At 69.7% G+C, this 26580-nt stretch carries 30 protein-coding genes; 18 read left to right on the forward strand and 12 right to left on the reverse strand.

The features are described from left to right. Positions 1–158: 158 nt before the first annotated feature. The 6 genes from DS837_RS25650 to DS837_RS25675 form a co-directional block, all read right to left on the reverse strand. Entirely contained in the window at positions 159–1193 is a 1035-nt protein-coding gene (locus tag DS837_RS25650) for a Gfo/Idh/MocA family protein (RefSeq protein ID WP_149167327.1), read from the reverse strand. Between the two features lie 6 nt (positions 1194–1199). Then, positions 1200–1835 (reverse strand): bifunctional 4-hydroxy-2-oxoglutarate aldolase/2-dehydro-3-deoxy-phosphogluconate aldolase, encoded by a 636-nt coding sequence (gene eda / locus DS837_RS25655; RefSeq protein WP_149167328.1) that lies wholly within the window; start codon positions 1833–1835, stop codon positions 1200–1202. Further along, positions 1832–2596, reverse strand: a complete 765-nt coding sequence (locus DS837_RS25660; protein WP_149167329.1) for a GntR family transcriptional regulator — start codon at positions 2594–2596, stop codon at positions 1832–1834. Before DS837_RS25660 ends, eda begins: the two co-directional genes overlap by 4 nt. A 22-nt stretch (positions 2597–2618) precedes the next feature. Next, a complete protein-coding gene (locus DS837_RS25665) occupies positions 2619–3551 on the reverse strand; it encodes a sugar kinase (RefSeq protein ID WP_149167330.1) in 933 nt (310 codons plus the stop codon). A 152-nt stretch (positions 3552–3703) separates the two neighbouring features. Further along, complete coding sequence (locus tag DS837_RS25670) at positions 3704–4657, reverse strand: DMT family transporter (protein WP_149167331.1); 954 nt, start codon at positions 4655–4657, stop codon at positions 3704–3706. A 179-nt stretch (positions 4658–4836) separates the two neighbouring features. Then, a complete protein-coding gene (locus DS837_RS25675) occupies positions 4837–5310 on the reverse strand; it encodes a hypothetical protein (RefSeq protein WP_149167332.1) in 474 nt (157 codons plus the stop codon). 355 nt (positions 5311–5665) lie between these two features. On the opposite strand from DS837_RS25675, the gene DS837_RS25685 reads away from it, so the two are divergent. The 7 genes from DS837_RS25685 to DS837_RS25715 all read left to right on the forward strand — a co-directional run bounded on the left by DS837_RS25685 (position 5666) and on the right by DS837_RS25715 (position 11271). Then, the gene (locus DS837_RS25685) at positions 5666–6460 is read left to right on the forward strand and encodes a response regulator transcription factor (protein WP_149167333.1); all 795 of its coding nucleotides are present in this window, start codon (positions 5666–5668) and stop codon (positions 6458–6460) included. A 339-nt stretch (positions 6461–6799) separates the two neighbouring features. Beyond that, a complete protein-coding gene (locus DS837_RS33150) occupies positions 6800–8044 on the forward strand; it encodes a flagellin N-terminal helical domain-containing protein (RefSeq protein ID WP_149167334.1) in 1245 nt (414 codons plus the stop codon). 110 nt (positions 8045–8154) lie between these two features. Then, positions 8155–8547, forward strand: coding sequence for a flagellar biosynthesis regulator FlaF (flaF, locus tag DS837_RS25695; RefSeq protein WP_109072449.1), 393 nt, complete (start codon positions 8155–8157; stop codon positions 8545–8547). Further along, positions 8537–8974 (forward strand): flagellar biosynthesis repressor FlbT, encoded by a 438-nt coding sequence (locus DS837_RS25700; protein WP_149167335.1) that lies wholly within the window; start codon positions 8537–8539, stop codon positions 8972–8974. The genes flaF and DS837_RS25700 overlap by 11 nt, the downstream gene beginning before the upstream one ends. A gap of 5 nt (positions 8975–8979) precedes the next feature. Continuing rightward, positions 8980–9357 (forward strand): FlaG family protein, encoded by a 378-nt coding sequence (locus DS837_RS25705; protein WP_149167336.1) that lies wholly within the window; start codon positions 8980–8982, stop codon positions 9355–9357. Continuing rightward, a complete protein-coding gene (locus DS837_RS25710; protein WP_119510512.1) occupies positions 9354–10148 on the forward strand; it encodes a DUF1217 domain-containing protein in 795 nt (264 codons plus the stop codon). Before DS837_RS25705 ends, DS837_RS25710 begins: the two co-directional genes overlap by 4 nt. An 88-nt stretch (positions 10149–10236) precedes the next feature. Further along, positions 10237–11271, forward strand: a complete 1035-nt coding sequence (locus tag DS837_RS25715; protein ID WP_014199647.1) for a hypothetical protein — start codon at positions 10237–10239, stop codon at positions 11269–11271. A gap of 15 nt (positions 11272–11286) precedes the next feature. Here DS837_RS25715 and DS837_RS25720 read toward each other — a convergent pair whose 3' ends face one another. Further along, positions 11287–12483, reverse strand: coding sequence for an MFS transporter (locus tag DS837_RS25720; RefSeq protein ID WP_211102412.1), 1197 nt, complete (start codon positions 12481–12483; stop codon positions 11287–11289). A gap of 150 nt (positions 12484–12633) precedes the next feature. On the opposite strand from DS837_RS25720, the gene DS837_RS25725 reads away from it, so the two are divergent. Then, the gene (locus tag DS837_RS25725) at positions 12634–13506 is read left to right on the forward strand and encodes a LysR family transcriptional regulator (RefSeq protein WP_149167337.1); all 873 of its coding nucleotides are present in this window, start codon (positions 12634–12636) and stop codon (positions 13504–13506) included. 12 nt (positions 13507–13518) lie between these two features. Here the strand turns inward: DS837_RS25725 and DS837_RS25730 are convergent, their stop codons facing one another. From DS837_RS25730 to fliI, 4 genes are all read right to left on the reverse strand, one after another. Next, entirely contained in the window at positions 13519–14547 is a 1029-nt protein-coding gene (locus DS837_RS25730; protein WP_149167338.1) for a hypothetical protein, read from the reverse strand. Positions 14548–14549: 2 nt separating this feature from the next. Next, positions 14550–15560 carry a hypothetical protein gene (locus DS837_RS25735; protein WP_149167339.1) on the reverse strand — a complete coding sequence of 337 codons (1011 nt, stop codon included), beginning with the start codon at positions 15558–15560 and terminating at the stop codon, positions 14550–14552. A 73-nt stretch (positions 15561–15633) separates the two neighbouring features. Beyond that, entirely contained in the window at positions 15634–16272 is a 639-nt protein-coding gene (locus DS837_RS25740) for a hypothetical protein (protein WP_149167340.1), read from the reverse strand. Then, a complete protein-coding gene (gene fliI, locus DS837_RS25745; RefSeq protein ID WP_149167341.1) occupies positions 16269–17609 on the reverse strand; it encodes a flagellar protein export ATPase FliI in 1341 nt (446 codons plus the stop codon). The genes DS837_RS25740 and fliI overlap by 4 nt, the downstream gene beginning before the upstream one ends. 125 nt (positions 17610–17734) lie before the next feature. Between fliI and DS837_RS25750 the strand changes: the two genes are divergently transcribed. The 9 genes from DS837_RS25750 (at position 17735) to DS837_RS25790 (ending at position 24826) form a co-directional block, all read left to right on the forward strand. Beyond that, a complete protein-coding gene (locus DS837_RS25750; protein WP_247883365.1) occupies positions 17735–18127 on the forward strand; it encodes a flagellar basal body rod protein FlgB in 393 nt (130 codons plus the stop codon). A 20-nt stretch (positions 18128–18147) separates the two neighbouring features. Then, positions 18148–18567, forward strand: coding sequence for a flagellar basal body rod protein FlgC (gene flgC, locus DS837_RS25755; RefSeq protein ID WP_149167342.1), 420 nt, complete (start codon positions 18148–18150; stop codon positions 18565–18567). A gap of 13 nt (positions 18568–18580) precedes the next feature. After that, positions 18581–18943: a flagellar hook-basal body complex protein FliE gene (fliE, locus tag DS837_RS25760; protein ID WP_149167343.1), complete on the forward strand. Its 363-nt coding sequence runs from the start codon at positions 18581–18583 to the stop codon at positions 18941–18943. Positions 18944–19060: 117 nt separating this feature from the next. Continuing rightward, entirely contained in the window at positions 19061–19327 is a 267-nt protein-coding gene (gene fliQ / locus DS837_RS25765) for a flagellar biosynthesis protein FliQ (RefSeq protein ID WP_149167344.1), read from the forward strand. A gap of 1 nt (position 19328) precedes the next feature. Further along, positions 19329–20099, forward strand: a complete 771-nt coding sequence (locus tag DS837_RS25770) for a lysozyme family protein (RefSeq protein WP_149167345.1) — start codon at positions 19329–19331, stop codon at positions 20097–20099. Between the two features lie 70 nt (positions 20100–20169). After that, positions 20170–22263, forward strand: a complete 2094-nt coding sequence (gene flhA, locus DS837_RS25775) for a flagellar biosynthesis protein FlhA (RefSeq protein WP_149167346.1) — start codon at positions 20170–20172, stop codon at positions 22261–22263. Positions 22264–22288: 25 nt separating this feature from the next. Continuing rightward, positions 22289–23047 carry a flagellar biosynthetic protein FliR gene (locus DS837_RS25780; RefSeq protein ID WP_149167347.1) on the forward strand — a complete coding sequence of 253 codons (759 nt, stop codon included), beginning with the start codon at positions 22289–22291 and terminating at the stop codon, positions 23045–23047. Positions 23048–23071: 24 nt separating this feature from the next. Continuing rightward, positions 23072–24172, forward strand: a complete 1101-nt coding sequence (gene flhB, locus DS837_RS25785; protein ID WP_149167348.1) for a flagellar biosynthesis protein FlhB — start codon at positions 23072–23074, stop codon at positions 24170–24172. Positions 24173–24286: 114 nt separating this feature from the next. After that, entirely contained in the window at positions 24287–24826 is a 540-nt protein-coding gene (locus DS837_RS25790; RefSeq protein ID WP_149167349.1) for a hypothetical protein, read from the forward strand. 45 nt (positions 24827–24871) lie between these two features. Here the strand turns inward: DS837_RS25790 and DS837_RS25795 are convergent, their stop codons facing one another. Then, positions 24872–25300, reverse strand: coding sequence for an Lrp/AsnC family transcriptional regulator (locus DS837_RS25795; RefSeq protein WP_040138311.1), 429 nt, complete (start codon positions 25298–25300; stop codon positions 24872–24874). A 131-nt stretch (positions 25301–25431) separates the two neighbouring features. Between DS837_RS25795 and DS837_RS25800 the strand changes: the two genes are divergently transcribed. Next, positions 25432–26559, forward strand: a complete 1128-nt coding sequence (locus tag DS837_RS25800) for a saccharopine dehydrogenase family protein (RefSeq protein ID WP_149167350.1) — start codon at positions 25432–25434, stop codon at positions 26557–26559. The last annotated feature ends 21 nt before the right edge of the window (positions 26560–26580 follow it).

Genomic DNA, 26580 nt, shown 5'->3' on the forward strand with positions numbered 1-26580 from the left:
CCTCTCCCGTCCCGGGAGAGGGAAGGGGCCCGCGCGAAGCGTGGGAAGGGTGAGGGTAACGCCGAGGATCGGGGCTTGATCCTTGATTCTACCCTCACCCGCCCGCTGCGCGGGCCCCCTCTCCCGGGGCGGGAGAGGGGGCATGGTGGCCACTTGGTTCAGCTCTCCGGAACCGCCGTGACGGCGCCGCTTTCGGACGCCCGGAGGATCGCCTCGATCAGCCGGTGGACCTTCAGCGCCTCCCGCCCGGACACGCGCGGCTGGCCGCCGCGGTCGAGCGCGTCGAGGAAGTCGGCCAGGACGGCGCGGTGGTGGGCGTTGGAGAAGGCCATGGGATCGGCCCCGCCGCCCAGCGTGCCCGCCGTCTCCCCGGCCTGGACCGTCCCGCCGGAGCGCAGCTGCACCTCCAGCCGGTCGCCGGTCAGCAGGGCGGAGCCGGCGGTCCCGGCGATCTCGATGCGCTCCGGATAGCCGGGATAGGCGGCGGTGGTGGCGTCCACCGTGGCGAGCAGCCCGCCGTCGTAGCGCAGGGCGGCGCACACCACGTCCTCGGTGTCGATGGGGCGCAGGCCGCTGGTGTTGGCGAAGGCGGCGACCTCCCGCGGCAGGCCGAGCAGGCTGACATAAAGGTCCAGCGTGTGGATGGCCTGGGTCAGCAGCACCCCGCCGCCGTCCCGCGCCTTCATGCCGCGCCCCGGTTGGGCGTAATAGGCGTCGTCGCGCCACCAGCGCACCACGACGGAGGCCGACAGCGGGCGGCCCAGCGTGCCGTTGCGCAGCAGCTCCGCCAGCCGTTCCGCGGCGGCGCGGAAGCGGTGCTGGAGCATGACGCCGAGTGTCAGCCCGGCGCGTTCCATGCTCTCCACCACCGCGCGGCAGCCGGCGGGGGTGGCGTCGAGCGGCTTCTCCAGAAGGACGTGCTTGCCGGCGGCGGCGCAGCGGGCGACGAGGTCGGCGTGGGTGTCCGGCGGGGTCAGCAGCAGGACGGCGGAGACGGTGGGATCATCGAGGATCGACTCCGCCCGGTCCACCGCCGGCAGGCCGAAGCGCGCCGCGAAGGCGGTGCGGCGCTCGGCGGACGGGCTGAAGCAGCCCGCCACCTCGACGCGGTCCGCCAGATCCAGCAGGCTCTGGGCGTGCGGCGTCGCCGCCATGCCCAGCCCGATCACGCCGACGCGGCGCCGCCCCGCCATCGTCAATCAGCCCTGGGCCAGGGCGGAGGCCTCGCGGGCCAGCCGCTCGATCTCGGACCAGCGGCGCTCCTTTACGGCGTCGGCCGGAGTCAGCCAAGTGCCGCCGAGCGCGAAGACGTTGGGAAGCGACAGGATCTCCTTCACATGCTCCGCCTTGAGGCCGCCGGTCGGGCAGAAGCGGATTTCCGGCATCAGCGGCGCCATGCCGCGCAGCGCCGGGGCGCCGCCGTTCAGCATGGCCGGGAAGAACTTCAGCTCGCGGAAGCCGTGCTCCATGGCGATCAGCGCCTCGGTCACGGTGGCGATGCCCGGCAGATAGGGCAGGCCGGCGGTCTTGGCGGCCTCCGCCAGACGGTCGGTCAGGCCGGGGCTGACGACGAAGCGGGCGCCGGCGTCGCGGGCCTGGGCGAACTGCTCGGGCCGGATCAGCGTGCCGAGGCCGACCAGGGCGCCCGGAACGCGGGCGGCGATGGCCTCCGCGCAGGCCAGGGCGGCGGGGGTGCGCAGCGTCACCTCCAGCGTGGTCAGGCCGCCGGCGACCAGCGCCTCGGCCAGGGCGACCGCGGTGTCCGGCTCGTCGAGGACGAGGACCGGGACGATGCGCGGGCCGGACAGGGAGGGTTCAAGACGCGGGTGGGTCATGTCAGGGCCTCGGCAGGAGAGAAATACAGTGGGGTGGCGAGCCGCATGTCGTCGATGGTCAGCAGCAGGCCGTCGATGTGGTCGCCGAGCGCTTTCACCGCGCGGTCGGGGTCATGGTCCGCGATGGCGGCGACGATGGCCTCGTGCTCGGCGATGACGGTCGCCATGCGGCCGGGAAAGGGAAGGGTCAGGTGGCGGCAGCGGTCGATCTGCACCTTCACCTGCTGGGTGATCGGCCAGAAACCGGGATAGCCGGCGATGTCGGCGATCAGCGCGTGGAACGCCTCGTCCGCCTGATGGAAGCCGTCGGCGCAGCCCGAGGCGTCCACCTCGCGCTGGCGCTCCAGATTGGCCTGGAGGGCGGCTATCTGGCTGCGCGTCGCGCGTTCCGCCGCGAAGCGGACGGTCGCCTGCTCCAGCGTCTTGCGGATCAGGTTGGCTTCCGGCAGGTCGGCGATGGGGATGCGCGCCACGAAGGTGCCCGATTGCGGAAAGACCTCCACCAATCCCTCGTCGGCCAGCCGCAGGACGGCCTCGCGCACCGGGGTGCGGCTGACGCCGAAGGCTTCGGCCACCAGCTTCTCCACGATCGGGTCGCCCGGCTTGCGGGCCAGCGACACGATGTCGGCCCGCAGGTCGCGGTAGATGGCCGCCGCCGCCGTTGTCCCGCGCTGCGACGCGCGGGGCGGTTTGACGATGGCGGGAACGGTCGTGGCTAGGCCTGTGGATGGTTGGCCCGTAGAGGGTTGGCCTGGGGGCATGGAGGGTCCCTCCGTCAGGGGATCAGCCGTCCAGCACGGACGCCATGGCGTCGCGCGGGATGACGGCGCCGCGGTGCTGGATGACCACGGCGGCGATGCGGTGGGCGGAGCGCGCCGCCTCCACCGGGCCGAGGCCCTTCAGGCGGGCGCTGAGATAGCCGGCGCTGAAGCTGTCGCCCGCCGCGGTCGTGTCCACGACCTTGGCGACCTTTTCCGACGGCACGGTCTCCTCGACACCGGGAGCGGAGACGATGCAGCCCGGCTTCTCCAGCTTGAGAACGATCTCCGTCACTCCGGCGCCGCGCACGCGGGCCATGGCGGTGTCGGCATCGGCGTCGCCGTAGAGGCCGCGCAGATCCTCGACGCCCGGCAGGGCGATGTCGGTGCGTTGGAGCATCGCGTCGTAGGCGCGCTGCGCCGTCTCGCGGTCGGGCCACAGGCGGGGACGCCAGTTGGTGTCGAAGGCGACGCGGCCGCCACGCTCGCGCAGGCGGTCGAGCATGGGGAACAGCACCTCCCGCCCGCGCTCGCCCCAGATGGCTAGGCTGATGCCGGACATGTAGAGCAGGTCGTAGCCTTCCAGATCGGCGACCAGCGCCGGGCTGTCGGGCAGCACGAACAGGTCGCGGGCCGGCGCGGAATCGCGCCAGTAGAGGAAGCGCCGCTCGCCGCTGTCGTCCGTCTCGATCATGTAGAGGCCGGGGACGCGGTTGGGGACGCGCAGCACATGGCCGGTGCCGACGCCCTCGGCCTCCCAAGTGGCGACCATGGCGTCGCTGTTGGTGTCGTCGCCCAGCGCCGTCACGTAATCCGTTGCCACGCCCAGCCGCGCCATGTAGACGGCGGTGTTCAGGGTGTCGCCGCCGAAGCCCATGGTGAAGGTCCCGTCGGGACGGCGCACCAGTTCGATCATGCATTCGCCAAGGGCCGCAACCCGGCGCGCGGACTCACCCATCGCCATCCCCCGTCCGGCGGTCGAGCCCGCCGGTTCCTGCTAAAGACTTCGAACAACACGGGTTTTTAGTCCCGTGCCTCCTAGGGCCAAGTATACTAATATATCAATGCCCGAGGCAAGGCTTTTCGGGCGCCGGTCATGCCGATCGCGGGTCATCGCGCGGGCGCTGCGGTGTTTTGCTGCTTCTTGCGCAGCCGCTCGCGATGGGCGGTGTAGAGGCCGCTGGCGATGATGATCCCGGCGCCCAGGAAGGTCCAGTGGTCGGGCAGCGCTCCGAAGATCAGGAAGCCCAGCAGGGTGGACCAGACGATCTGCACGTAGGAGCAGGGGGCGAGCACCGACGCCTCGCCGAAGCGGTAGGCCTGGACCATCAGCCATTGCCCCATGGTGGAGACCAGCCCGATCAGGGCGCCCAACGCCACCTCCGTTCCGGTCGGCATGGCAAAGTTGAAGGGCAGCAGAATGGTCAGTACGGCGAGGCCGGTCAGGGCGGTCCAGATCAGGGTGGTGGTGGGATGCTCCTGCCCGGTCATCTTGCGGGTGATGACCACGCCGGTCGCCCAGCTCATCGCCGACAGGATGGGGAAGATGGCCGCCGGCTGGAAGGCCGCCCCGCCGGGCCGGATGACGATCAGCACGCCGAGCAGCCCGACCAGGACCGCCGCCCAACGGCGCGGTCCGATCTTCTCGCCCAGCACCAGGATCGACAGCACCGTGACGAAGACGGGCGAGACGTAGCTGGTCGCCGCCGCCTCGGCCAGGGGCAGATAACGCATGCCCATGATGAAGAACAACGCCGACCCGAGCATCCCCAGAGCGCGCAGGACCTGCAGGCTGGGGCTGGCGGTCTTCATCACCGGCGGACCGCCGCGGATCATCAGCGGCAGCAGCAGCGTGGTGAAGCCGACGTAGCGCATCCAGCCGATCTCGATGGAGGGCAGCGTCTGGGCCAGATACTTCGCCGTCGCGTCGGAGCAGGAGAAGAAGAAGACCGCGGCGACGACCATCAGAATCCCGCGCACGGGATCGTCGCGGCGCTCGCGGCCGTAGGACGGCGCAGGCTGGGCGGCGGACACCCCTTCCGGGGAGCGGGAGCAGTCGGGCATGGCCGGAGGGCGCTTCCAGGCAGGAGGGCAGCAATCTGAAGGATGGCCCGGGTCTCGGCCCGGTTGACCGTCAGGTTACTGATATATCATGCCTGGGAACAATGGTGCGGAGCGTCATGGCAGCCATACGGCCCGGCCCCACGGCCCGGCCCCGCGAATCCACAAGACGGGCCTGCAGTTCAGCCGTCGTCGCGGTCCGTGGCGACGGGGCCGCGCAGGGCCGAGGTGACGGCGGGCGCCGGGCGCAGCAGGGGCGTCGGCGGGGTGATCGGCAGATCCATCAGGCCGCGGCGGGCGGCGTTGCGCTCCAGCTCGTAATCGGGGTCGGGGAAGCGTTGCAGAAGCGTCTCATAGGTGTCGCGCGCCGCGGCGGGGCAGCCCAGGATGCGGAAGGCTTCCCCTTGCCGCAGCAGGGCACCGGCCTCCGTCCCGCGGTGGTAGGAGGCGAGGCTGGCCGCCACGGCAAACCAGCGGTCGTAGGCGGTCCATAGCGCTTCCACCGTCGGCCCCTCGCACCGCCCGGCCTCCACCGCCGCCTCCAGCGCCTGCCGGTAGGCGGTGTCTGGGGGCGGGGAGGTCATCGCGCAGCCGCCCGCCAGCAGGAGGACGCCCGCAAGGGCGGTTCCGGCAATCGCTTGTCTGTTGCGCGGCATCGGTTCCTCTCCCCCGTTCGCATCCTCTCGCCACCAGTGAAATACAGTCGGATTAAAGCCCGGTTCAAGCCGGAGCGAGGTGGGCTGGGGAGGTACGGCGTTGCGGGCAACTCGGGAGGAAAATGCTTCGAATTTCGAGGCAAAGAGCAGCCAAGAATCTACGCCTTAACGGATATTAAAAGTCATATAAAAGCGGGCCGTAACATTATCCCTTGAGGTAAGCCGAATGGTTGACTCGCGGTACAGGAAGGCTATTACCTGAGGGTGTGAGAAAATAAAGCACTCGGAATTAAGGAAAATTTTAAGTGCCTTGTCCTCCCGCCCTCTAGTTGAAACCCCTGTTGCGGAGAATCCCATGCGCGCTGTCCTGGTTGAACCGAACCCCCTGATCGCCGACGCGCTCGGCCGTCAGCTCGGCATGGGGAAGATCCGCTACGATCGCCAGGACTGGGCCGGGCTGGAGGAGCTTCTGCGGGAGCAGGGCGCGGACGGGCTGGGCTACGACGCCATCGTTCTGGGCGGCGTCGATGACCCGGCGCGTTGCGTGGCGGCGCTGCGGGCGCATCAGGTCGGGGCGGCGATCCTCTGCCTGCTCGACCGGCGCTGCGTGACGACGACGGTGGAGCTGCTGCACGCCGGGGCCGACGACGTGCTGGTCAAGCCGGTGGTCAGCGCCGAGGTGCGGGCGCGCATTGAGGTGGCGCGGCGGCGCTCGCGCGGCCTGCTGAGCAACGCGGTGCGGGTGGGCCGGCTGACGGTGTTCCTCGACGGGCGCGATCCGGACGTCGATGGCGAGCGGCTGCGGCTGAGCCAGCGCGAGCACGCCATCCTCGGCGTCCTGGCCGCCCATCACCGCCGCGTCGTGTCCAAGGAGCACATCTACGACGAGGTCTACGGCCTGTCCGGCGCCGACCCGCTGGACAAGGTCATCGACGTCTACATCTGCAAGCTGCGCAAGAAGATCGCCGAAGCCACCGGCGGCGCCCGCTACATCGAGACCGTCTACGGCCGCGGCTACAAGTTCGAGGCCCCGCCCGAGCATGAAGAGGCCGCTCCGGTCGCCGCACCCGCCACCGCCGCCCGCCGCTTCCCGGCCATCCCCTTCGCCGCGTCCGGCCTGCACCCCGGCTGTCTCGTCGCCGCCGAGTGACGGCGCCTTACTTTCAAAGTCCCGCCTTACGCTCCGCTTCCGACATTTTGCCCCCAACACTTTGAAAGACGCCATGGCCGCGGCCCTCCGGAGGACGGCGGCTGAGCCGCTTTGCGCGGTCGCCGCATTTTTATAAAATACGCGATTACTTTTAAAAGATGCCCATCGTTGAAAGACGAATGCGTCACCCTGGAAATGCTGCGGTTTTTTACTCCGGTTTAAACGGGGTCGGTCACAGTCGAATGGTCGGTTGCGCGCCCATAAAACCAAGTGGGAAGGCCCGCGCAGCCCGGCCCCAGCGTCAGAAAGGCGCTCTGCATCTCGCGAATGGAGATACACATGGCCTCGATCATGACCAACACCTCGGCAATGACCGCGCTGCAGACGCTGCGCCGCGTGACCGACGATCTGGCGACCACCCAGGATCGCATCTCGACCGGTCTCAAGGTCAACAACGCCAAGGACAACGCCGCCTACTGGTCGATCGCCACGACCATGCGCGCCGACGTCGCCGGCTTCAAGGCGGTGAAGGAATCGCTGGAGCTGGGCTCGGGCACGACCAACACCGCGTCGGTGGCGTCCAAGAACATCGTCGAGAACCTGCAGACGCTGAAGGCCCGCGTCATCGCCGGCCAGACCAACGGCGTCGACAAGTCGCTGATCCAGAACGACATCGACCAGCTCGTCAAGCTGGTGAAGGGTGCTGCCGCCGACGCCTCCTTCAACGGCGACAACCTGCTGCGCATCACCTACTCCAACGACGGAACGGCCAAGGACCAGAACGTCGACATCCTGGCGTCGCTGAGCCGCAGCGCCGGCACGGTCGATCCGAGCTACATCAGCTTCCAGCGCCAGGACATGCAGGTCTCCTCGATCGTCGGCAAGGCCACGATCGAGCAGCAGGTGGACTCCACCAACGACCTGAAGGCCAGCGTCGGCATCGCCATCGGTGCGCCGGACACCACCTTCATCGACGGCCAGAACCTGGGCCTGGGCAACCTGACCCTGAACGTCACCAACGAGGCGGGCACCAAGACCGCCGTGACGGTGGACCTGTCGGGCATCGACTACACCACGGATCTGGCGACCACCCAGGGCCTGATCGAGACCGCGGTCAACGCGGCCCTGACCACGGCCGGCGGCGACTTCCAGGTGGCCTTCAACGGCGACAAGCTGGAATTCACCGACCAGGACCTGAACACCGACGGCAACTTCACCGCCAAGGTGGACAGCCTGTGGGTCGGCTCGAAGGAAAGTGACGCCTTCGGCGGCTTGGCCGACCTGACGCAGATCGACGTGACCTCCAACGCCACCAAGTCGCTCGAGGTCATCAACGGCCTGCTCGACAAGGCCATCGGCAAGGCCGCGGTGATCGGTTCCATCGAGAACCGCGTGTCGGTGCAGAACGACTTCGTGTCGAAGCTGACCGACTCGATGAACAAGGGCATCGGCTCCCTGGTGGACGCCGACATGAACGAGGAATCGAGCCGCCTGCAGGCCCTCCAGGTTCAGCAGCAGCTCGCCACCCAGGCGCTGTCGATCGCCAACCAGGGTCCGCAGAACATTCTCTCGCTGTTCCGCTAACCCGGTCCGGCCGGCGTCCCGCTCCCGACGGGGCGCCGGCCATTTTTTCGTCTCACATCCAGTCCCAGCCCCATTCCGGCGCCCCCGTGCGCGTTGCATAAGGTGCGACCATGAGCATCGCCGCCTACCAGCAGACGATGGCCGAGTGCGAAGACCCGCGCCGCATCGAATATCTGGTCTTCCTCCGCATCACCCTGGATCTGGAGGCCAACCGCGACGCCGGCTGGCGGTCGGCGGCGCTGAAGGACGCGCTGTGGCGCAACCTGGAACTCTGGAACACGCTGCGCGCCGACCTGCTGGAGGACGGCAACGCGCTGCCCGAGGCGCTGCGCGCCGGGCTGGTCTCGCTGTCCTTCTCGGTGGCCCGCCAGACGACCCAGGTGTTGCGCGGCGAGGCCGACGCGGGTGTCCTGATCGACATCAACCGGTCGGTCATGCGCGGCCTGCAAGGCGTGGCCCGCACGGAGGCTCCCGCTCCGATGGAGGCGTCCTATGGCGCTTAAGCTCCGCCTCAAGCCCTGCGAGCGCGTGGTCATCAATGGCTGCGTCGTGCAGAACGAGAACCGCCGCTACACCCTGACCGTCAGCAACTTCGCCCAGATCATCCGCGGCAGCGACATCATGCAGGAGGACGAGGCCGACACGCCGGTCCGCCGCGCCTATTTCGTGATCCAGAGCATGCTTCTGGACCCCCAGGCCGCGGAGGAGTACGGCAGCGTCGTCGCCGGCATGATGGCCAAGCTCTACACCGCCTTCATGCATCCGGAGATGCAGGACCGCATCATGCAGGCGATGCGCAACGTCAGCGACCGCGACTACTACAAGGCGCTGGCCTGCCTGCGGCCGGTGATGGCCTACGAGGACGGGCTGCTGAACGCGCAGCGCCCCCCGCGGGACGAGCGCGCCCCCGAGACTCGCGTGGAGGCGTGACCGCCATGCCCGCACCCATCCAGGGGCTGACCGGCGGCGTGTCCGGCGTCAACGGCGAGCGCGGCACCGCCAGCGCCGACCTGATCGCCGAAGCCCGCCAGCGCCAGGCCGACCGCTTGCGCGCCGCCCAGGTCGAAGCCGTCAAGGCCACCGAGGTGGTCGAGGAAACCCGCGCGCCGGCGGAATCCGACAACGGCCGCCGGCCCGACCCCATCCCGCCCTACCGGGTCAACCTCGACCCCGGCACGGGCCGCCTGTCCACCGAGGTGCTCGACACCCACACCGGTGAGGTGATCCTGCGCATCCCGCCCTCCTACGCCGATCCGGCGGAGGACGCGGCGGAGGAGAGCGGGCGGCCGAAGGCCCCGGAGGTGACGGCATGAGCACGCTCCAGGATTATCGCCAGATCGTCCGCAATCAGGACCGCTACGACGCGATGATCCGCTCGCGCCCCGACGTGAAGCGCAACATCGCCTATTTCGAGGCCAACATCGGCAAGATCTCCAGTGCCGAGGAGTTGCTGAAGGACGACAAGCTCTACCGCTTCGTCATGGTGGCCTTCGACCTGGAAAGCCAGACCTACGCGCGCGCCCTCATCCGCAAGGTGCTGGACCAGGGGGTGAAGGACCCGGAGGCGTTGGCCAACCGCATGAACGACGCCAAGTTCAAGGAGATGGCCACCGTCCTGTCCTTCAAGGAGACGGGGGGCGCCACGCTGAAGGAGCCGGCGATCGTCAAGGCCATCGTCGACCGCTACGTCGACGTGTCGCTGGAGGTGAAGGCGGAGGAGAGCAATCCGGCAGTCCGTCTGGCGCTCTACTTCGACCGCAAGGCGCCGCGCATCACCAACTGGTACCAGGTGATGGCCGACCGCGCGCTCCAGAAGGTGGTCTTCACCGCGCTCGACATTCCCGAGCAGTCGGCGCTGGGCGACCTCGACCGGCTGGTCGACAAGCTGAAGAAGCGCTTCGACATCGCCGACTTCAAGGACCCGGCCAAGCTCGGGAAGTTCCTGGACCGCTTCTCGGCCATGTACGACCTGAAGAACGGCGGGCCCGCGGGAGCCTCCACAAACCTCCCTTACATCGGGCCGATCAACAGCCGCGGACGCTCCTCGATCATCGCCATCGACCCGTCCATCACCATGTCGCTGCTGAACTTCCCGCGCTTCTGAGCGGCGGAGTTCCGGCAGGCCGAATTCCGGGAGATTGGCTGTGCAGCCGAGCCGACAGGCCAGGCCGCCGGGTGCGTGGCCGCACGTCGTGGCCCTGCTGCCCGGCCCGGACGACCGGGACGAGGACACCGCCCGCGACTCCCTTCATATCCTGCCGATGACCATCCTGCCGCTGGAGACTCCGGGCCTGCGCCGGGCGCGGCTGATCAAGAACGTCCGGCTCCAGACGGTGGTGGAGCTGTTCAACGACGTCCACGCCGGCAGCGGGCAGGTGATGCCCAGCCAGCTGCCGCTGCATTTCGGCAACCGCTCGCCCGAGCTGGACCGCGACCTGCTGATGATCGGGCAGATCGCCCAGGCCGCCAGCTTCGACGTCTATTCCCTGCGCATCGAGCTGCGGCGCCTGAAGATCGCGGTGGACGAGCACGCGGCGCTCCGCCTGTCGCAGCGCCGCAAGGACCAGCTCACCCGCTACATGCGCGTCTTCACCCGGCCGCTGATCGAAAGCGTCTACGGCAGCGACGACGTGCAGGTGCAGAATGTCGAGGACCTGATCCGCCTGTTCGCCGAACCCGATCTGGCGGAGGTGCGGCGCCGGCTGACCATGATGGCCGACCGGCTGGACATCGCCATGGCCGACATCCCGGCCTTCCTGGAGGAGTACGGCGACATCTTCCTGTCGCTGGCCTATTTCAAGCAGTGCCTGGACGAGATCGTGCCCGACGTGCAGGCCTTCCTGGCCTGGATGGACGCGGTGCGCGGCTTCAGCGAGGTCCGCCGCGACGCCCGCCACGCCCGGATGCTCGACGAGGTGGGTCGCGACCTGACGGAGATCGCCGCTTCGATCACCGGGCGGTTCGAGAGCTTCGACAACCGCTCCAAGGATTTCTGGCGCAACATCAACGCCCAAAGCTTCCGCAGCATCCGCGACCTGATCACCAATCATCACGTCACCATCGGCGGCGTGCTGTGCGGGCTGGCGGTGAAGATGGCGCTGTGGAAGGCCCGTTTTTCCAGTGGCGGCGGCCCGGTGCGCCGGCTGGAGTTCATCCGCTCCGAGATTCTGCCGGGCCTGTCCCACATCCGCTCCCTGGAACGCTCGGCGCGGAGCGGAGGGCGGTAGGCCCCCCAATCTCTCCTACCGGCGCCGCGCGGTGAGCTGCAGGGCGGTGGCCGCCGCGGCGACGGCGATGCCCAGACCGGTCACGGCGGTCCAGCCCCCGGCGTTCCAGGCCAGCGTCGCCGCGCTCGACCCCAGCGCGCCGCCCAGAAACATGCCGCCCATGAAGATGGTGTTCAGCCGGGCGCGGGCTTCGGGGCGCAGGGCGTAGACGATGTGCTGGTTCGACACCAGGGCCGCCTGAACCGCGAAGTCGAGCAGGATCACCCCGGCGACCAGACCGGCGACCGACGTCCACAGCCCGAACAGCAGCCAGGAGGCGAGCGTCAGCAGCGTGCCCAGCAGGATTACCCGGTGCGGCCCGCTGCGGTCGGCGATCCGCCCGGCCATCGGAGCGGCCAGGATGCCGACCGCGCCGACGATGCCGAACAGGCCCGCGGCGTCGGCGCCCAGGCCGAAGCGCGGCTCGGCCAGACGCAGCGCCAGGATGGTCCAGAAGGTGGTGAAGGCGGCGAACAGCAGCCCCTGGGTGACCGCGGCCAGCCGCAGGGCCGGGAACTCCCGCCACAGATGGACCAGCGAGCGCATCAGCGCCGGGTAACGCAAGGACGCGTTCGGGTGGCTGCGCGGCAGCATGACGGCCATCAGCGCGGCGGCACCCAGCGCCAGCGGCACGGCCAGCCAGAACATGGCGCGCCAGCCCTCGTGCGTCCCGACGAAGCCGGCCAGCGTGCGGCTGAGCAGGATGCCGGTCAGCACCCCCGACATGACGGTTCCCACCGCCGCCCCGCGCCGCTGCGGCGAGGCGAGGTGCGCGGCGAAGGGGACGATCTGCTGCGCCACCGTCGCCGAGACGCCGAGCAGCAGCGAGGCGGCGACCAGCAGGGCCGGACCCTGCGCCAGCGCTGTCGCGACCAGCGCTGCGGCCAGCAGCAGGAACTGCCCGACGATCAGCCGCCGCCGCTCCACCAGATCGCCCAGCGGCACCAGCAGGAGCAGGCCGGCGGCGTAGCCGAGCTGCGTCGCGGTCGGGATCATGCCGGTCAGCGGGCCGGGCAGGTCGCCTTCGATGAGGCCCAGCATGGGCTGGTTGTAGTAGATGTTCGCGACGGCCAGCCCCGCGGCGGTCGCCATGGCGAAGGTCAGCCCGCGCCCGAGCCGGGTCTGGTCGGGTGCGTGGGTCGAGGTGTGGGGCATTGTGTCGGTGATGCTCATGACAGGGGTCCTTTTGCAACATCCCCTCTCCCCAGAGGGGAGAGGGTTACGGAAGCCCAAGGCGGTAATTTCTGGACTGGACCCTATCGCACTTTCAAAAACCGCATCAGTCATGCAGAATGAATGGCCTGTGCATCGGAATATGAAGCAATGGACCTTGCCGGACTCGCCGTTCTGGTGGAAGCCGCCCAGGCCGGCAGCCTTGCCGGCGCGGCGCGGCGGCTGGGCATCTCGCCGCTGATGGCGACCCGGCGGCTGGCCGCGCTTGAGGACGCCATGGGCGCGCGGCTGATGCAGCGGACCACCCGCTCCCTCGCCCTGACGCCGGAGGGGGAGGCGATGCTGCCCTTCGCCCAGGCGATGCTGGAGAACGAGGCGGCGGCGCGGGCCAGCGTCCGCCCGTCATCCGCCGGGGCGTCCGGGCTGCTGCGCGTGACCGCCTCGGCGGCCTTCGGGCGCAAGCTGATCGTGCCAGTGGTGTCGGAGTTCATGACCGACAACCCTCAGGTCTCGGTCGATCTGCTTCTGACCGACGCGCTGGTGGACATCGTCGGGCAGGGGATCGACCTCGCCATCCGCATCGCGACCCTGAGGGACAGCACGCTCGTCGCGATGCGTCTGGCGGCCAACCCAAGGGCGCTCTACGCGACCCCCGGCTATCTGGCTGCCCACGGCGTTCCCGCCGCCGTGGCCGATCTGGCGGAGCATCACTGCCTGTGCCTGTCGGGGGTCACGCACTGGCGCTTCATCGCCGACGGGCGGGAACGGCGCGTCCGGGTGCAGGGCCGCTTCACCGCCAACTCCATCGAGGGGGTTCGGGATGTCTGCCTCGCCGGGCTCGGCATCGCGATCCTGTCCGGTTGGGACGTGCGGGAGGAGGTGGAGGCCGGCGCGCTGGTCCCGCTTCACCTGAGCGACGGCGCGCTGGACGAGTTGGCGGTCTGGGCCATCCACCCGTCCTCGCGCTTCGTGCCGCCGAAGGTCCGTCTGTTCACGGCGGCGCTGGCGAGGGCGCTCCGCTGACCCGGCGGGACGTCATTCCCGGCACTGGTTGTTGCCGCAGGCGCTCGCGCACTGGCGGGTGACCGTCGCGAAGTCGTCGATGAGGTTGCAGGAATAGGCGCGCGCGAAGTCGATCATCGCCGACCGGCAGGCCTGCGTCTTGTAGCTGAGCGGGATGCTGGCCGACACGCCGGTCGGGCAGGTGATCGACACGCTGTCCTGCCGGTGCCCGTCCACGGACGCGGACGGGCCGGCGGCTGGCTTCGCCGAGGCGGTCCGCGGCGGCTCCGTCCGGCGCGACAGGGCGTTCGTTCGCCCGCCGGACAGGACGTCCGCCGCGAAAGCGCCGCCGATGTCCACCGCCTTCACCGCCGGAATGTCGGCCTGCGACAGCGCGAAGGCGCCGAGACCCAGGGCCAGGACCTGCCCGAAGGAAACGCCGCTGTTGCGCTCCGCAAGCTCCGCCCGCTTGAAGGCGGCCACCTGATCCTGGTAGCGCCCTTCGAACCAGGCGAGATAGGCGTCGTCCGCCGGGGTGAAGTCGGACACGCCGCTGGGGGTGATGTCCGCCTTGAACAGGCCGGTGACGGTTTTGCCCTGCGCGTCGGCCCGGTTGCCGGCCAGGATGTAGGTGCCGTCCAAGGCCACCACCCAATCGTCCTGGTGGTGGCTGTGCTCGCCCCAATTCTTGTGGAAATAATGGAAGCGGCCCGCGTAGCGCTTGCCGTCGTGGAGCACGTACAGACCCTCGTCGAAGACCCAGGGCCGCGATGCGTCGTTGAACGGGTTTGTCGTCCGCTTCAGCCGGCCGGCGAAGGTCCCCAACCGCATGTAGACCGCGCCTTCGCCGTAGCCGCCGCCGGTGGCGCGGATGTCGGGCGGGCGGCTCGCCTGATCCGACGGCGGGTGGAAGCCGTCCCGCGACGCGGCCTCCTTCACCGCGTCCATCGCCTTGGGGCTGAGCCGTAGGCCCGGCCCGTCCTGTGCCTGGACACCGCCCGTCAGGAGGCACAGGGCAAGGACCCCCAACGTCGCGTGACGCCCCACCGCCGCTCCGCCCATAATCACGCTCCGCAGTTGCGGGTGAGAACCTTTTCGCCGTCGACGAAGCATTCCCGCTGCTCCCCGCCGGGCTGGGGCACTGACCAGACCAGCTCACCGTCAGGGACGCCGCCGCGAAGCCGGTAGGTGGCCTTCACCGTTCCGCCCATATATTCGGTGTAGCGGACCCGGCCGTCCGGCAAAGTCTGGCGGGTCAGCGTGTTGTTCTCCACGGCGTTCACGCCGTCCCCGGCGATCGGCGTGGTCTCGAAGGCCACGCCCGGCCCGGCCTCGCGCCCGGCGGCGTAGGGGCCATAGTCGAAGCGGGTCGTGGTGGTGATGAAGTCCTCGTCGTTGGGCTCGGTCAGCCCCGGTGCGTTCAGGGCGCGCATCGTTTCGTAGGTCGCCCGCGGAGCGGTCACCAGACGCCCGTCCTTGGTGAACTGGCCCGACCAGTGCCGCGTGCGGACGATGCGCTTGCATGGCCCGTCGCGCAGCGATCCGCGGAAGGTGCAGGACTCGCGAACCACCATTTCGTAGACCTTGTGACTGCCCAACTGGCCGTGGGGTGTCAGGCGCAGATAGGTCATGACGATGTCGGCCGGCCCGTCCAGCGCGCCGCCGGAGCAGTCGCCGTCGATCCGCCGCACCGTCACGCGGTCGTAGACCGGCGTGCCGAAGCCCTGCCCGTGCTTGGCCATGTAGTCGGCGAAGCCGGGATTGCGTTCGTAGACACGGAGCTGAAAACCGCGGTCCGCCAGGGCGTGCCGCGTGTCTTCCGGCAGGTCGCAGGCCCGCGCCGGGCTGTCGAGACCCAGGACGGCGTCGGGGTTGGCGTCGTAGGCCGCCTTGTCGGTCAGGTAAGCGGCGCGGTATCGTGACAACACCGGATCGTCGAGGACCGGAGGAAAGCCAGCAAAGGCCGCGTCCAGACGCTTTTGCGTCTCGATGTGCGACAAGGCTCCGTCGCATCCCGCAAGCATCAGCGCCGCGAGCGTGACGGCGAGCCCATGGCCGATTGCCTCTTGTTTCATGACGTTTCCCGTCCCTGCCCCGTCACCTCCCGACATTTCAACGCAGAATGGTGGAGGGTTCAACCATTTTGGGTTACCCCCCGACCGCTCCGTCCCCCGATCCCGTCATGGCGTGGCGCCGTTCCGCCGGCTGGGTGGCGTGCAGTTCGTAGAGCTTCGCCAGGATTTGCGGGGCGGGCTGCTCCGCCTTGGGCGCCGGAACATCCGCCGCGGCGTCGGTGTCCGGCGTCTTGCGGGCGAGCGCCTCCGCCAGCACGGCGGGGGACGGGCGATGGTCCGGCGGCGGCTCCGTCTGCGGCTCTTGCGCCGGGTCGGCGAGAAAGGGCAGGGGCGGGGCGTTGGCGGGCGTTTCCTTCGCCGGGGCCTTCGTCTCCTCGGCGCCGCCCTCCGCCAGCGTGACGAGGTGGCCCAGCGGGTCGTCGCCGGTCACCGCCTCGAAGGCAGCCATGGCGGCGCTGCCCAGCAGGCCGATGGGGCCGCCGAACAGGAAGCCGCCGGCCAGCCGCGCCGGCAGCCCGATCGCGTCGCCGGTAGCGTGGCGGTAGACCTGCGACACTCCCGGCAGATGCTGCAATGGGTTCACCGCGTCCAGCAGGTCTCCGAAATCCAGGCTGAGGTCGGTCGCCTCCTGTTTCGCCGTGGCCTTCACGGCGTCCCGTGCGGCGGTGGTCGGGGCAAGCGCGCGGGCGGCGAGCGCGGTGGCGTCGGTCATGGCACAACTCCGGCGGGAACGGCGAGGATGCGGTCGAGGAAACGGAAGGAGTCGAGGGACGGCGTGGCGTCGTCCTTGCCCTGGCGCAGGAACTCCTCCAGCGCCGGGTTCAGCGCGACGGCGCCATCCACCTCCGCGTCGGTGCCCTGCTTGTAAGCGCCGATGCGCACCAGCTCCCGCATGTTGTCGTAAGTGGCGGCGAGGCTGCGGGCGCGGCGCAGCAGGGCGTTCTGCTCCGCCGTGTGGCATCCGGGCAGCAGGCGCGACACGCTGCGCAGCACGTTGACGGCGGGGTAGCGCCCCTGCTCGGCGATGCGGCGGTCCAGCACGATATGGCCGTCGAGGATGCCGCGCACCGCGTCGGCAATCGGCTCGTCATGGTCGTCGCCGTCCACCAGAACGGTGAAGATGCCGGTGATGTCGCCCTGGCCCTCCCGGCCCGGCCCGGCGCGCTCCATCAGCTTGGGCAGTTCGGCGAAGACGCTGGGCGGGTAGCTCTTGGCGGTCGGCGGCTCCCCGGCGGCCAGCCCGATCTCGCGCTGGGCCATGGCGAAGCGCGTCACGCTGTCGATCAGGCAGAGGACGTGCAGGCCGCGGTCGCGCAGTTCCTCCGCCACGGTCAGGCAGAGATAGGCGGCCTGCCGGCGCATCAGCGGCGGCTCGTCCGAGGTGGCGACGACGACGACGGAGCGGGCGAGGCCGTCGGCGCCCAGATCGTCCTGGATGAACTCCTGCACCTCGCGCCCGCGCTCGCCGACCAACCCGATCACGATGGCATCGGCCCCGGCGTGGCGGGCGACCATCGACAGCAGCGTCGACTTGCCGACGCCCGACCCTGCGAAGACGCCCATGCGCTGGCCGCGGCAGATGGGGGTGAAAACGTCGATGGCGCGCACGCCGGTGTCCATTTTCGCCCCCACCCGACGGCGCGCGTAGGCCGGCGGCGGTGCGGTGCGCAGCGGGCGGGCGTGGTGGCCGTTGCGCAAGGGGCCGCGCCCGTCGATCGGTTCGCCCAGCGCGTTGACGACGCGGCCCAGCCAGCCGGGGCCGGGGCGCAGCGTGAAGGCGGTGTCGTCGGTGACGGCGGCGCATCCCTCCGCCACGCCGTCGAGGTTGTCGAAGGCCATCAGCAGGGTGCGGCCCTGGCGGAAGCCGATGGTCTCGCAGAGCAGGCGCTGGCCGCGCGCCGTCTCCGCCCAGCATTTGTCGCCCACCGCCAGGACGCGGCGCAGCCCTTCCACCTCCAGCGTCATGCCGGCGGCGCTGCGGATCTCGCCGCGCCAGGAACGGGTCGGCATCCGCTCGATCTCGGACAGAAGGTTGGAAAGCACGCGCATCGCCGGGACGTCTCCGCCGTGTCGGAATGCGGTGATCCTGCCACGAGGATTTTAAATCCGGTTTTAAACGGCGGGCGTCATCTTGGCCCTGCCTTGCTTTCCGGCTTTGCGATAGGGCCGTTCCAATGGATTTTAGCAATATTTCGGTGTTCCGGCTGACCGGCGCGCGCCTCGATTACTTGGCGGAGCGGCAGAAGCTGATCGCCGCCAACGTCGTGAACGCCAACACGCCCGGCTATCAGCCGAAGGACCTGAAGCCCTTCGCGGCGCTGATGGACGGCCCTCAGTCGGTGGCGCCCGCGCTCACCTCGCCCATGCACCTGACGGGCTTCAACCCGTCCGGCGCGGTGCAGGAGGCGCGCAAGCCCGAGCAGTGGGAAACCACGCCGGACGGCAACGCCGTGTCGCTGGAGCAGGAGATGTCCAAGGGCAGTGAGACGCGCGACGCCTTCGCCCTGACCGCCGGCCTGTTCCAGCGCAACCTGCAGATCCTGCGCGCCGCCTGGCGCGCCGGCTGACGACCTCGGAGTCCCCTCCCATGCTCACCGATCCCCTGGCCGCGACGATGCGGATCGCCAGTTCGGGCCTGCAGGCGCAGGGCACCCGGCTGCGCGTGGTCGCCGAGAACATCGCCAACGCCGATTCCACCGCCATGACCGCGGGCGGCGATCCCTACCGCCGCAAGACCGTCTCCTTCGCCACCACGATGGACCGCGCCGCCGGGTCGGAGATCGTCAAGGTCAAGCAGATCGGGCGCGACCGCAGCGACTTCCAGCTCGTCTACGAGCCCTCACACCCCGCCGCCGACGAGAAGGGCTACGTCAAGCGCCCGAACGTCCAGCCGCTGATCGAGATGATGGACATGCGCGAGGCCAGCCGCTCCTTCGAGGCGAGCGTCAACGTGATCGAGCAGTCGCGGACCATGATGAGCCGCATGATCGACCTTCTGCGCGGCTGAGGAGACCTGAAGCATGATCGAACCCATCGGCCGCGCCGCCGCCGCCTACGGCCTCCACCGCGCGCCCCTGGCCCAGCCGGCGCCCGCCGCCTCGCTCGCCACGTCTCCTGCGGCTGCTGCTGTGACGTCGCCGTCCACCGAGACGGCGGCGTCGGCGGAGAGCAGTTTCGGCGCCTTCCTCGACCGGCAGGTATCGCAGGCGGTGGAGACGCTGAACGAGGGCGAGCGCATGTCCGTCGCCGCCGTCGCCGGCAAGGCCGGCACGCACGAGGTCGTGCGCTCCGTGCTCGCCGCCGAGATGACCGTGCAGACGGTGGTGTCGATCCGCGACCGCATGGTGCAGGCCTATCAGGACGTCATGCGGATGGCGATTTGAGCTGTGCGGTGATTGGAGCGTTATTGCCCCCTCCCTAACCCTCCCCCGCTTCGCAGGGGAGGGAAGGGGCCCGCAAAGCGGGAAGGGTGGGGCAACCGCTCCCCCAGGAGAACCCCCATGAACGAAGCCGACGTGCTGGAAGTCCTGCGCACGGGCATCTGGACGATGCTGCTGATCGCCGCGCCGCCGCTGATCATCGCGGTTCTGGTGGGCGTGGCGATCTCGCTCGTCCAGGCGCTGACCCAGGTGCAGGAGATGACGCTGACCTTCGTGCCGAAGATCGTCGCCATCCTGGTCACCACCGTGCTGGCGCTGCCCTTCATGTACGGCGCCCTGACCACCTACGCCGACCGGCTGGGCAGCCTGATCGTCTCGGTGCGGTGACATGCGCCGGCTGGCCGGACTGGCGGCGCTGCTCCTGGCCGGGACCGCGACCGCCGCGGAGGTGAAGCCGCCGGCCGCGCAGATCGGCACCTGGTCCACCGCCCTCTACGCGCCGCGCGTCCTGCCCGCGCGCAGCCTGCCGCCGGAGGCCGCCTGCATCGACGCCATCCTGGCGGCGGAGCGTGAGGCGGGGGTGACCGACCACATGCTGCTCGCCATGGGTTTCACTGAGGCCGGGCGGATGACCGCCGACCGGCTGTTCACCGTCTGGCCCTGGACCGTCAACACCGAAGGCGCCTCCAGCTACTTCCCGACGCGGGAGGAGGCCATCGCCTTCGTGCGCGCCGCGCAGGCGCGGGGCACGCGCTCCATCGACGTCGGCTGTCTTCAGGTCAATCTGAAATGGCACCCCGACGCCTTCCCCGACCTGGAGACCGCCTTCGACCCGCGCGCCAACGCCCGCTACGCCGCGCGCTTCCTGGGCGACCTGCACCGTGCGCAGGGATCGTTGGACGCCGCCATCGCCCGCTACCACTCCGCCCAGTCGGAGCGCGGGGCGGCCTACCGCGAGCGGGTCGGCGGCAACCGGCGCTGGGTGGCCGGCGCCATGGATTACCTGAAGGCGCTGGCTGCCGGTCCCCAAGCGGCCGCTTCCCAAGCCGCCCCCGGCGCGTTGCCCGCCTGGGGCAAGGCCGAGCTTGGCCGCCTGTCCTTCCTGTCCAGCCTCTACGCCAACGCGGCGGCGAAACCCCTTCTGCCGGGCGCGGACTGACCCCGACGTAAAAGCCGGTTTTACCGCGGGGCGCTAGCGTACCAACGGTGCCGCACCCTGGAGTTCCCGCATGGCTTTCACGGACACCCTTCGGAACCGGATGACCAGCCTCGGCGATGCCGGGCTGGCGAACCGCGACGTGCTGTTCGCGCTGGGCATCCTGCTGGTGCTGGCCGTGCTGTTCCTGCCGGTGCCGACCTGGTTCCTCGACCTCGGGCTGACGCTGTCGCTGGCGGTCAGCGTGCTGATCCTGATGGTCTCGCTGTGGATCAGCAAACCCCTGGACTTCTCCTCCTTCCCGACCGTGCTGCTGGTCGTCACGGTGCTCCGGCTGGCGCTGAACATCGCCTCGACCCGCCTGATCCTCAGCCACGGGCACAACGGCCCGTCCGCCGCCGGCCATGTGATCGAGGGCTTCAGCCAGTTCATCATGGGCGGCAACTTCGTGATCGGCGTGGTGATCTTCGCCATCCTGATCGTCATCAACTTCGTGGTCATCACCAAGGGCGCCTCCCGCATCGCGGAGGTCGGCGCGCGCTTCACGCTGGACGCCATCCCCGGCAAGCAGATGGCCATCGACGCCGACCTGTCCGCCGGCATGATCGACGACGTCGAGGCCCGCCGCCGCCGCAAGGAACTGGAGGACGAGAGCACCTTCTTCGGCGCCATGGACGGCGCGTCGAAGTTCGTGCGCGGCGACGCGGTGGCCGGGCTGGTCGTCACCGCCATCAACGTGCTGGGCGGCATGGCCATCGGCATGGCCCAGCAGGGCATGTCCTTCGAGTCCGCGGCGTCGGTCTACACCATCCTGACGGTGGGCGACGGTCTGGCGACGCAGATCCCGGCGCTGGTCGTCTCGCTGGCCGCCGGCCTGCTGGTGACCAAGGGCGGCAACGTCGGCTCCGCCGATCAGGCGGTGCTCGCCCAGCTCGGCGGCTATCCCAAGGCGCTGATGGTGGCGGGCGGGCTGCTCGTCACGCTGGGCGTCACGCCGGGCCTGCCGGCCGCCCCCTTCGTCCTGCTGGGCGGCGGCTTCGGCGCGGCGGGCTGGTACGCGATGCGCGGCAAGATGCGCCGCGCCGCACTCGCCCGGCTGGAGGAAAGCCGCAAGGCCCCGACCGCCCCCGCCGAGGAATCGGTGGAGGACATGCTGAAGGTGGACGAGGTGAAGGTCGAGGTCGGCAACCACCTCGTCCCGCTGATCCTCAACAAGAACGGCCCGCTGACCGGCAAGGTGAAGACGCTGCGCAAGCGCTTCGCCAAGGAATTCGGCTTCATCCTGCCGTCGGTGCGCATCAAGGACAGCAGCTTCCTGCCGCCCAAGGGCTACGTCGTCAGCGTCATGGGCGTCGAGGTGGCGAGCGGCGAGGTGCGGCCCAAGCAGCTTCTCGCCATCGACCCGTCCGGCGGGGCCGCCCCCGACCTGCCCGGCGAGGCGACGCGCGAGCCGACCTTCAACCTCCAGGCCCGCTGGATCGACCCGGCGCGGCACGAAGAGGCCATCGCCAAGGGCTACACGGTGGTCGACCCGGAAAGCGTCATCACCACCCACCTGACCGAGGTCATCAAGGACCACCTCTCGACCCTGCTGACCTTCGCCGCCATGCAGAAGCTGATCGACGGGCTGGGCCGGGAGTACCAGAAGCTGATCGCCGACATGGTGCCGTCGCGCATCACGCTGGTGGTGGTGCAGCGCGTGCTCCAGGCGCTGCTGGCGGAGCGGGTGTCGATCCGCAACCTGCCGGCCATCGTCGAGGCCATCGCCGAGGCGGTGAACTGGACGCGCAACATCACGTTGGTCACCGAGCATGTGCGGGCGCGGCTGGGCCAGCAGATCTGCCAGTCGCTGACCGCCCCCGACGGCTTCGTCCCGGTCATCGTCCTGACCCCGCGGTGGGAACAGGCGCTCCAGCAGAGCGTCATCGCGGAGGGCGAGGACCGCCGCTTCGCCATGCCGCCGACCCAGGTGCAGGAGTTCCTGACGGCGCTGCGCATCACCATCCAGAAGCACGCCACGCCGCAGGTCTGGCCGGCGCTGCTGGTCGGGGCGGAGGTGCGGCCCTTCGTGCGCTCCCTGCTGGAGCGGGTCAGCCCGATGACCCCGGTCATCAGCCACGCGGAGCTGCACCGCAAGGTGTCCGTCAAGACGATCGACCAGGTGTGAAGGGCCGGGAAGGAAAAGAACAGTGATGGACACGCTCGCCGACCTGCTCAGCCTGGAGGTCTACCGCGCCTTCCTGGTCTTCGCCCGCGTCGCCGCGGCGGTCAGCCTGCTGCCCGGCTTCGGCGAGTTGGCGGTGCCGCCGCGCGTGCGGCTGTGCATCGCGATTCCCGTTGCGCTGGCGCTGACCCCGACCGTGCCCGGCCTGCCCGACCGGCTGCCCCCCGACGCCGCGGTGATGCTGGAGCAGATCTTCGCGGAGACGATGGCGGGCGCCTTCCTCGGGCTGGGGGCCAAGCTGTTCCTGGCCTCGCTCCAGGTCGCGGGCAACATCGCCGCCCAGGCGATGGGCCTCGCCAATCCCTTCGGCACCGACGCGGCGGGGTTCGAGAGCGGATCGATCCTGTCGGGCACGCTGGTCATCGCCGGGCTGGCGCTGCTGTTCGCGCTCGACCTGCATTACCTGATGATCGACGCGTTGGTGCGCTCCTACGGAAGCTGGCCGGCGGCGACGCTGCCCGATCCCGGCATGGTGGCGGGGCGCTACGCCCAGCTCGTCGGCGTCACCTTCCGGCTGGGCGTGCAGATGGCCGCTCCCTTCCTGGTCTTCGGCATGATTGCCAACATGGCGCTGGCCCTGGTCAACCGCGTGATGCCCTCCATGCCCGTCTATTTCGTCGCCACCCCGGCGATGGTCGGCGGCGGGATGCTGGTCTTCCTGGTGACGGCCGGCGCCATGGTCACCGCCACGTTGGCGGCGCTGGCCGGCTGGCTCGGCGGGCGATGAGAAGGGGGCGGTGAGGGGGCGGCGATGTCCGACAACACCCAGGACGAGGAACAGAAAACCGAGGAGCCGACCGAGAAGCGGCTGCGCGAGGCGATGGACAAGGGCGACGTCCCTCGCGCCCGCGATGTCGGTCTGGCCGCCACCATGGCGGCGGCCTGGCTGATCGCCGCGGCCGGCGGGCCGCTCGCCGCCTCCCGCATCGCCGAGGTGCTGCTGCCGTTGATCGAGAATCCGAACGACATCCGGCTCGACGGCGGCCCCTACGACGTGATGAACAGCCTGCGCTGGCTGATCGGCGGGGTGGCGGTGGCGATGCTGCCGGTGCTGGGCCTGCTGGTCGGCGGGGCGGTGGTGTCGGCGGTCGGGCAGGGGCCGCTGCTGGCAGCGAGCGACCGCATCCGGCCCAAGCTGTCGCATTTGTCGCCGCTCAGCGGCTGGCGCCGCATCTTCGCGCGCCACGCGCTGGTCGAATTCGTGAAGAGTCTCGTGAAACTGGCGATCATCGCCTGCGCCGTCTGGTTCGCCGTGGCGCCCTACATCGATTGGACGGAGGGGATCGTGGGCATGGACGTTGCGGCGCTGCCCGACCTGCTGCGGGATCTGACCCTGCGGCTGCTGCTGGCCGTCCTCCTGGCGACGGTGGTGATGGCCGCCGTGGACGTGCTGTGGAACCGGCTGGAATGGCGGCGCCGCCTGCGCATGACCTTCCAGGAGCTGAAGGACGAGTTCAAGCAGACCGAGGGCGACCCGCATCTGAAGGCGAAGCTGCGCGAGATCCGGCGCGACCGCTCGAAGCGCCGCATGATGGCGAACGTGCCGCGCGCCACGGTGGTCATCGCCAACCCGACCCACTTCGCGGTGGCGCTGGAGTACGACCGCGCCCGGATGCCGGCGCCGGTCTGCCTCGCCAAGGGGGCCGACCTCGTGGCGCTGCGCATCCGCGCGGTGGCGGAGGAGAACGGCGTGCCGGTGATCGAGAACCCGCCGCTGGCCCGCGCCCTCTACGCCGCGTCGGAGGTCGACGCGGTGATCCCGCTCCAGCATTACCAGGCGGTGGCCGAGGTGATGATGTATGTGCTGCGCCTGAAGAACGGCGGGGGCACGCAGCCGGCACAGCGGGCGTGATGGGGTGGGCATGATCCGGCGGACGCCGGATGGTTTGGAATTCAGCTTAATGTCTTCTCAACGGGTTTGGCGGTAGACGAAGGAACTCCTCACCTTCCGCGGCGCATCACGGCAATGAGCGACGGCGACGACCTGTTCGAGATGTACCGCTCCGACCGCGCGGCCTCCGGCGCGCTGAAGGGGGAGGCGCTGGCCGCCGCGCTGGCCGACAACGTGCGGCGCAGCTTCGCCGAGATGGACCGGCTGATCCCGGAGGTGACCCAGGCGCTCGCCCAGGCCCGCTACACGCTGCGCCTCGCCCCCGCGGTGGTGGACCGTGGCAGCTACCTTCAGCACGACCGCTCATCCGAAAGTTTCCGCGATTACCTGCGCTTGTGGAGCCACCGCCGCGCCGAGGCGGGCAGCGGCGGGATGCATTGGGAAGCGAAGATCCTGGTCACCGACAGCCGCCGCCGCACGGCGGAACTCGGGCTGGGCGTGGCCATCGAATGGCCGACCGCGGACCGCGCGGCCGATTGCGCCTTCGTGGAGTTCTGGACGACCGGCCAGGGGGTGAACCTCCCCTCCGAGGGCCGCAACTTCCAGCGCGCCCTGGTCGCCTGCCTGCGGCGGCTGGAAGAGGCGGGGGAGATCACGCCCGCCGTGAAGCGCTGATCGCGGCAGCCGGGCGGCTGTCACCTTTCTTCACCGTTCGAACCCTCACCGCTCGAACTTCGTCGCCATGATGATCGACGAGGTCGTTCGCTCGATGCCGTCGATGGCGCCGATGCGGTCGATCAGCGCGTCCATCTCCTCCATGGTCCCGGTCCGCACCACGGCGATCAGGTCGTGTGCGCCGCTGATGGCGTGGAGCGCCCGCACCTCCGGAATCCGCTTCAGCGCCTGGACCACGGCGGCGGTCAGCTTGGGCGACAGGTTGATCGAGACATGGGCGCGGATCATCCGGCGCGCCGTCTCGTCCGACAGCCGCACCGTGTAGCCGGCGATCACCCCGCGCTCCTCCAGCCGCTGGATGCGGCTCTGCACCGTGCTGCGCGACACGCGCAGGCGGCGGGCCAGCGCGGCGGTGGGCTCCCGCGCGTTGTCCTGAAGCGCGTCGAGAAGATGCTGATCCAGCTCGTCCATCATATCGCCGGCCCTTCCGTCAATCCGCCGACCATTATCAGGCGTTTCGGCACCCTGCACCCTGCACATCGACAGGCCGTCCGGTCAAGATTGCGTCATAACGACGCAAGCCAACAAACAGGGGGTACGGGACGATGCGCGACATTCTTCTGATGGGCGGCGGCAAGATCGGCGAAACCATCGGCGACTTCCTGAAGGCCACGGGCGATTACCGGGTGACCGTCGCCGACCGTTCGGCGGACGCGCTGGAGCGGCTGCCCTCCCATCCGCGCATGGAGGCGCGCGTGGTGGACGCCGCCAACCCCGCCGACCTCGCCGAGGCGATGCGCGGCAAGTTCGCGGTGCTGAGCGCGCTGCCCTACCACCTGACGGTCGGCGTGGCGGAAGCGGCGCGGGACGCCGGCACCCATTACCTCGACCTGACGGAGGACGTGGCGAGCACGCGGCGCGTCAAGGAGCTGGCCGACGGCGCGCGCTCGGCCTTCATCCCGCAATGCGGGCTGGCGCCGGGCTTCATCTCCATCGTCGCCAACGATGTGGCCTCGCGCTTCGACACGCTGGACACGGTGCGGATGCGCGTCGGCGCCCTTCCGAAGTATCCGTCCAACGCCCTGAACTACAACCTGACCTGGAGCACCGAGGGCGTCATCAACGAGTATCTGGAGCCCTGCGAGGCCATCGTCGAAGGCCGCCTCGTCTCCGTGCCACCGCTGGAGGAGCGCGAGGAATTCTCCCTCGACGGCGTGCTGTACGAGGCGTTCAACACCTCGGGCGGGTTGGGCACGCTGTGCGAGACGCTGGCGGGCAAGGTGCGGACGCTCAACTACCGCTCCGTCCGCTATCCGGGGCACCGCGACCTGATGAAGGCGCTGCTGCACGACCTGCGGCTGGGCAGCCGGCGGGAGCTGCTGAAGGACATTCTGGAGCACTCGATCCCGGCGACCCTCCAGGACGTCGTGCTGATCTTCGTGACGGTGACCGGGACGAAACGGGGGCGGCTGCTCCAGGAAACCTACGCCAACAAGATCTACGGGCGGGAGATCGGCGGCACCTTCTACAACGGCATCCAGATCACCACCGCGTCGGGCATGTGCGCCGTGCTGGACCTGCTGGCCGACGGCACGCTGCCGCAGCGGGGCTTCGTGAAGCAGGAGGAGGTGCGCTACGCCGACTTCATCGCCAACCGCTTCGGGCGCAACTACGCGATGACCGACGCGGCGCCCCAGCAGGGATCGCAGCAGGGGGCGGGGCGCGCCGCCTGAGCGGCCGCCCCTCCTTCCCCG

It is taken from the genome of Azospirillum brasilense, assembly GCF_008365405.1.
Taxonomy (GTDB): domain Bacteria; phylum Pseudomonadota; class Alphaproteobacteria; order Azospirillales; family Azospirillaceae; genus Azospirillum; species Azospirillum brasilense_D.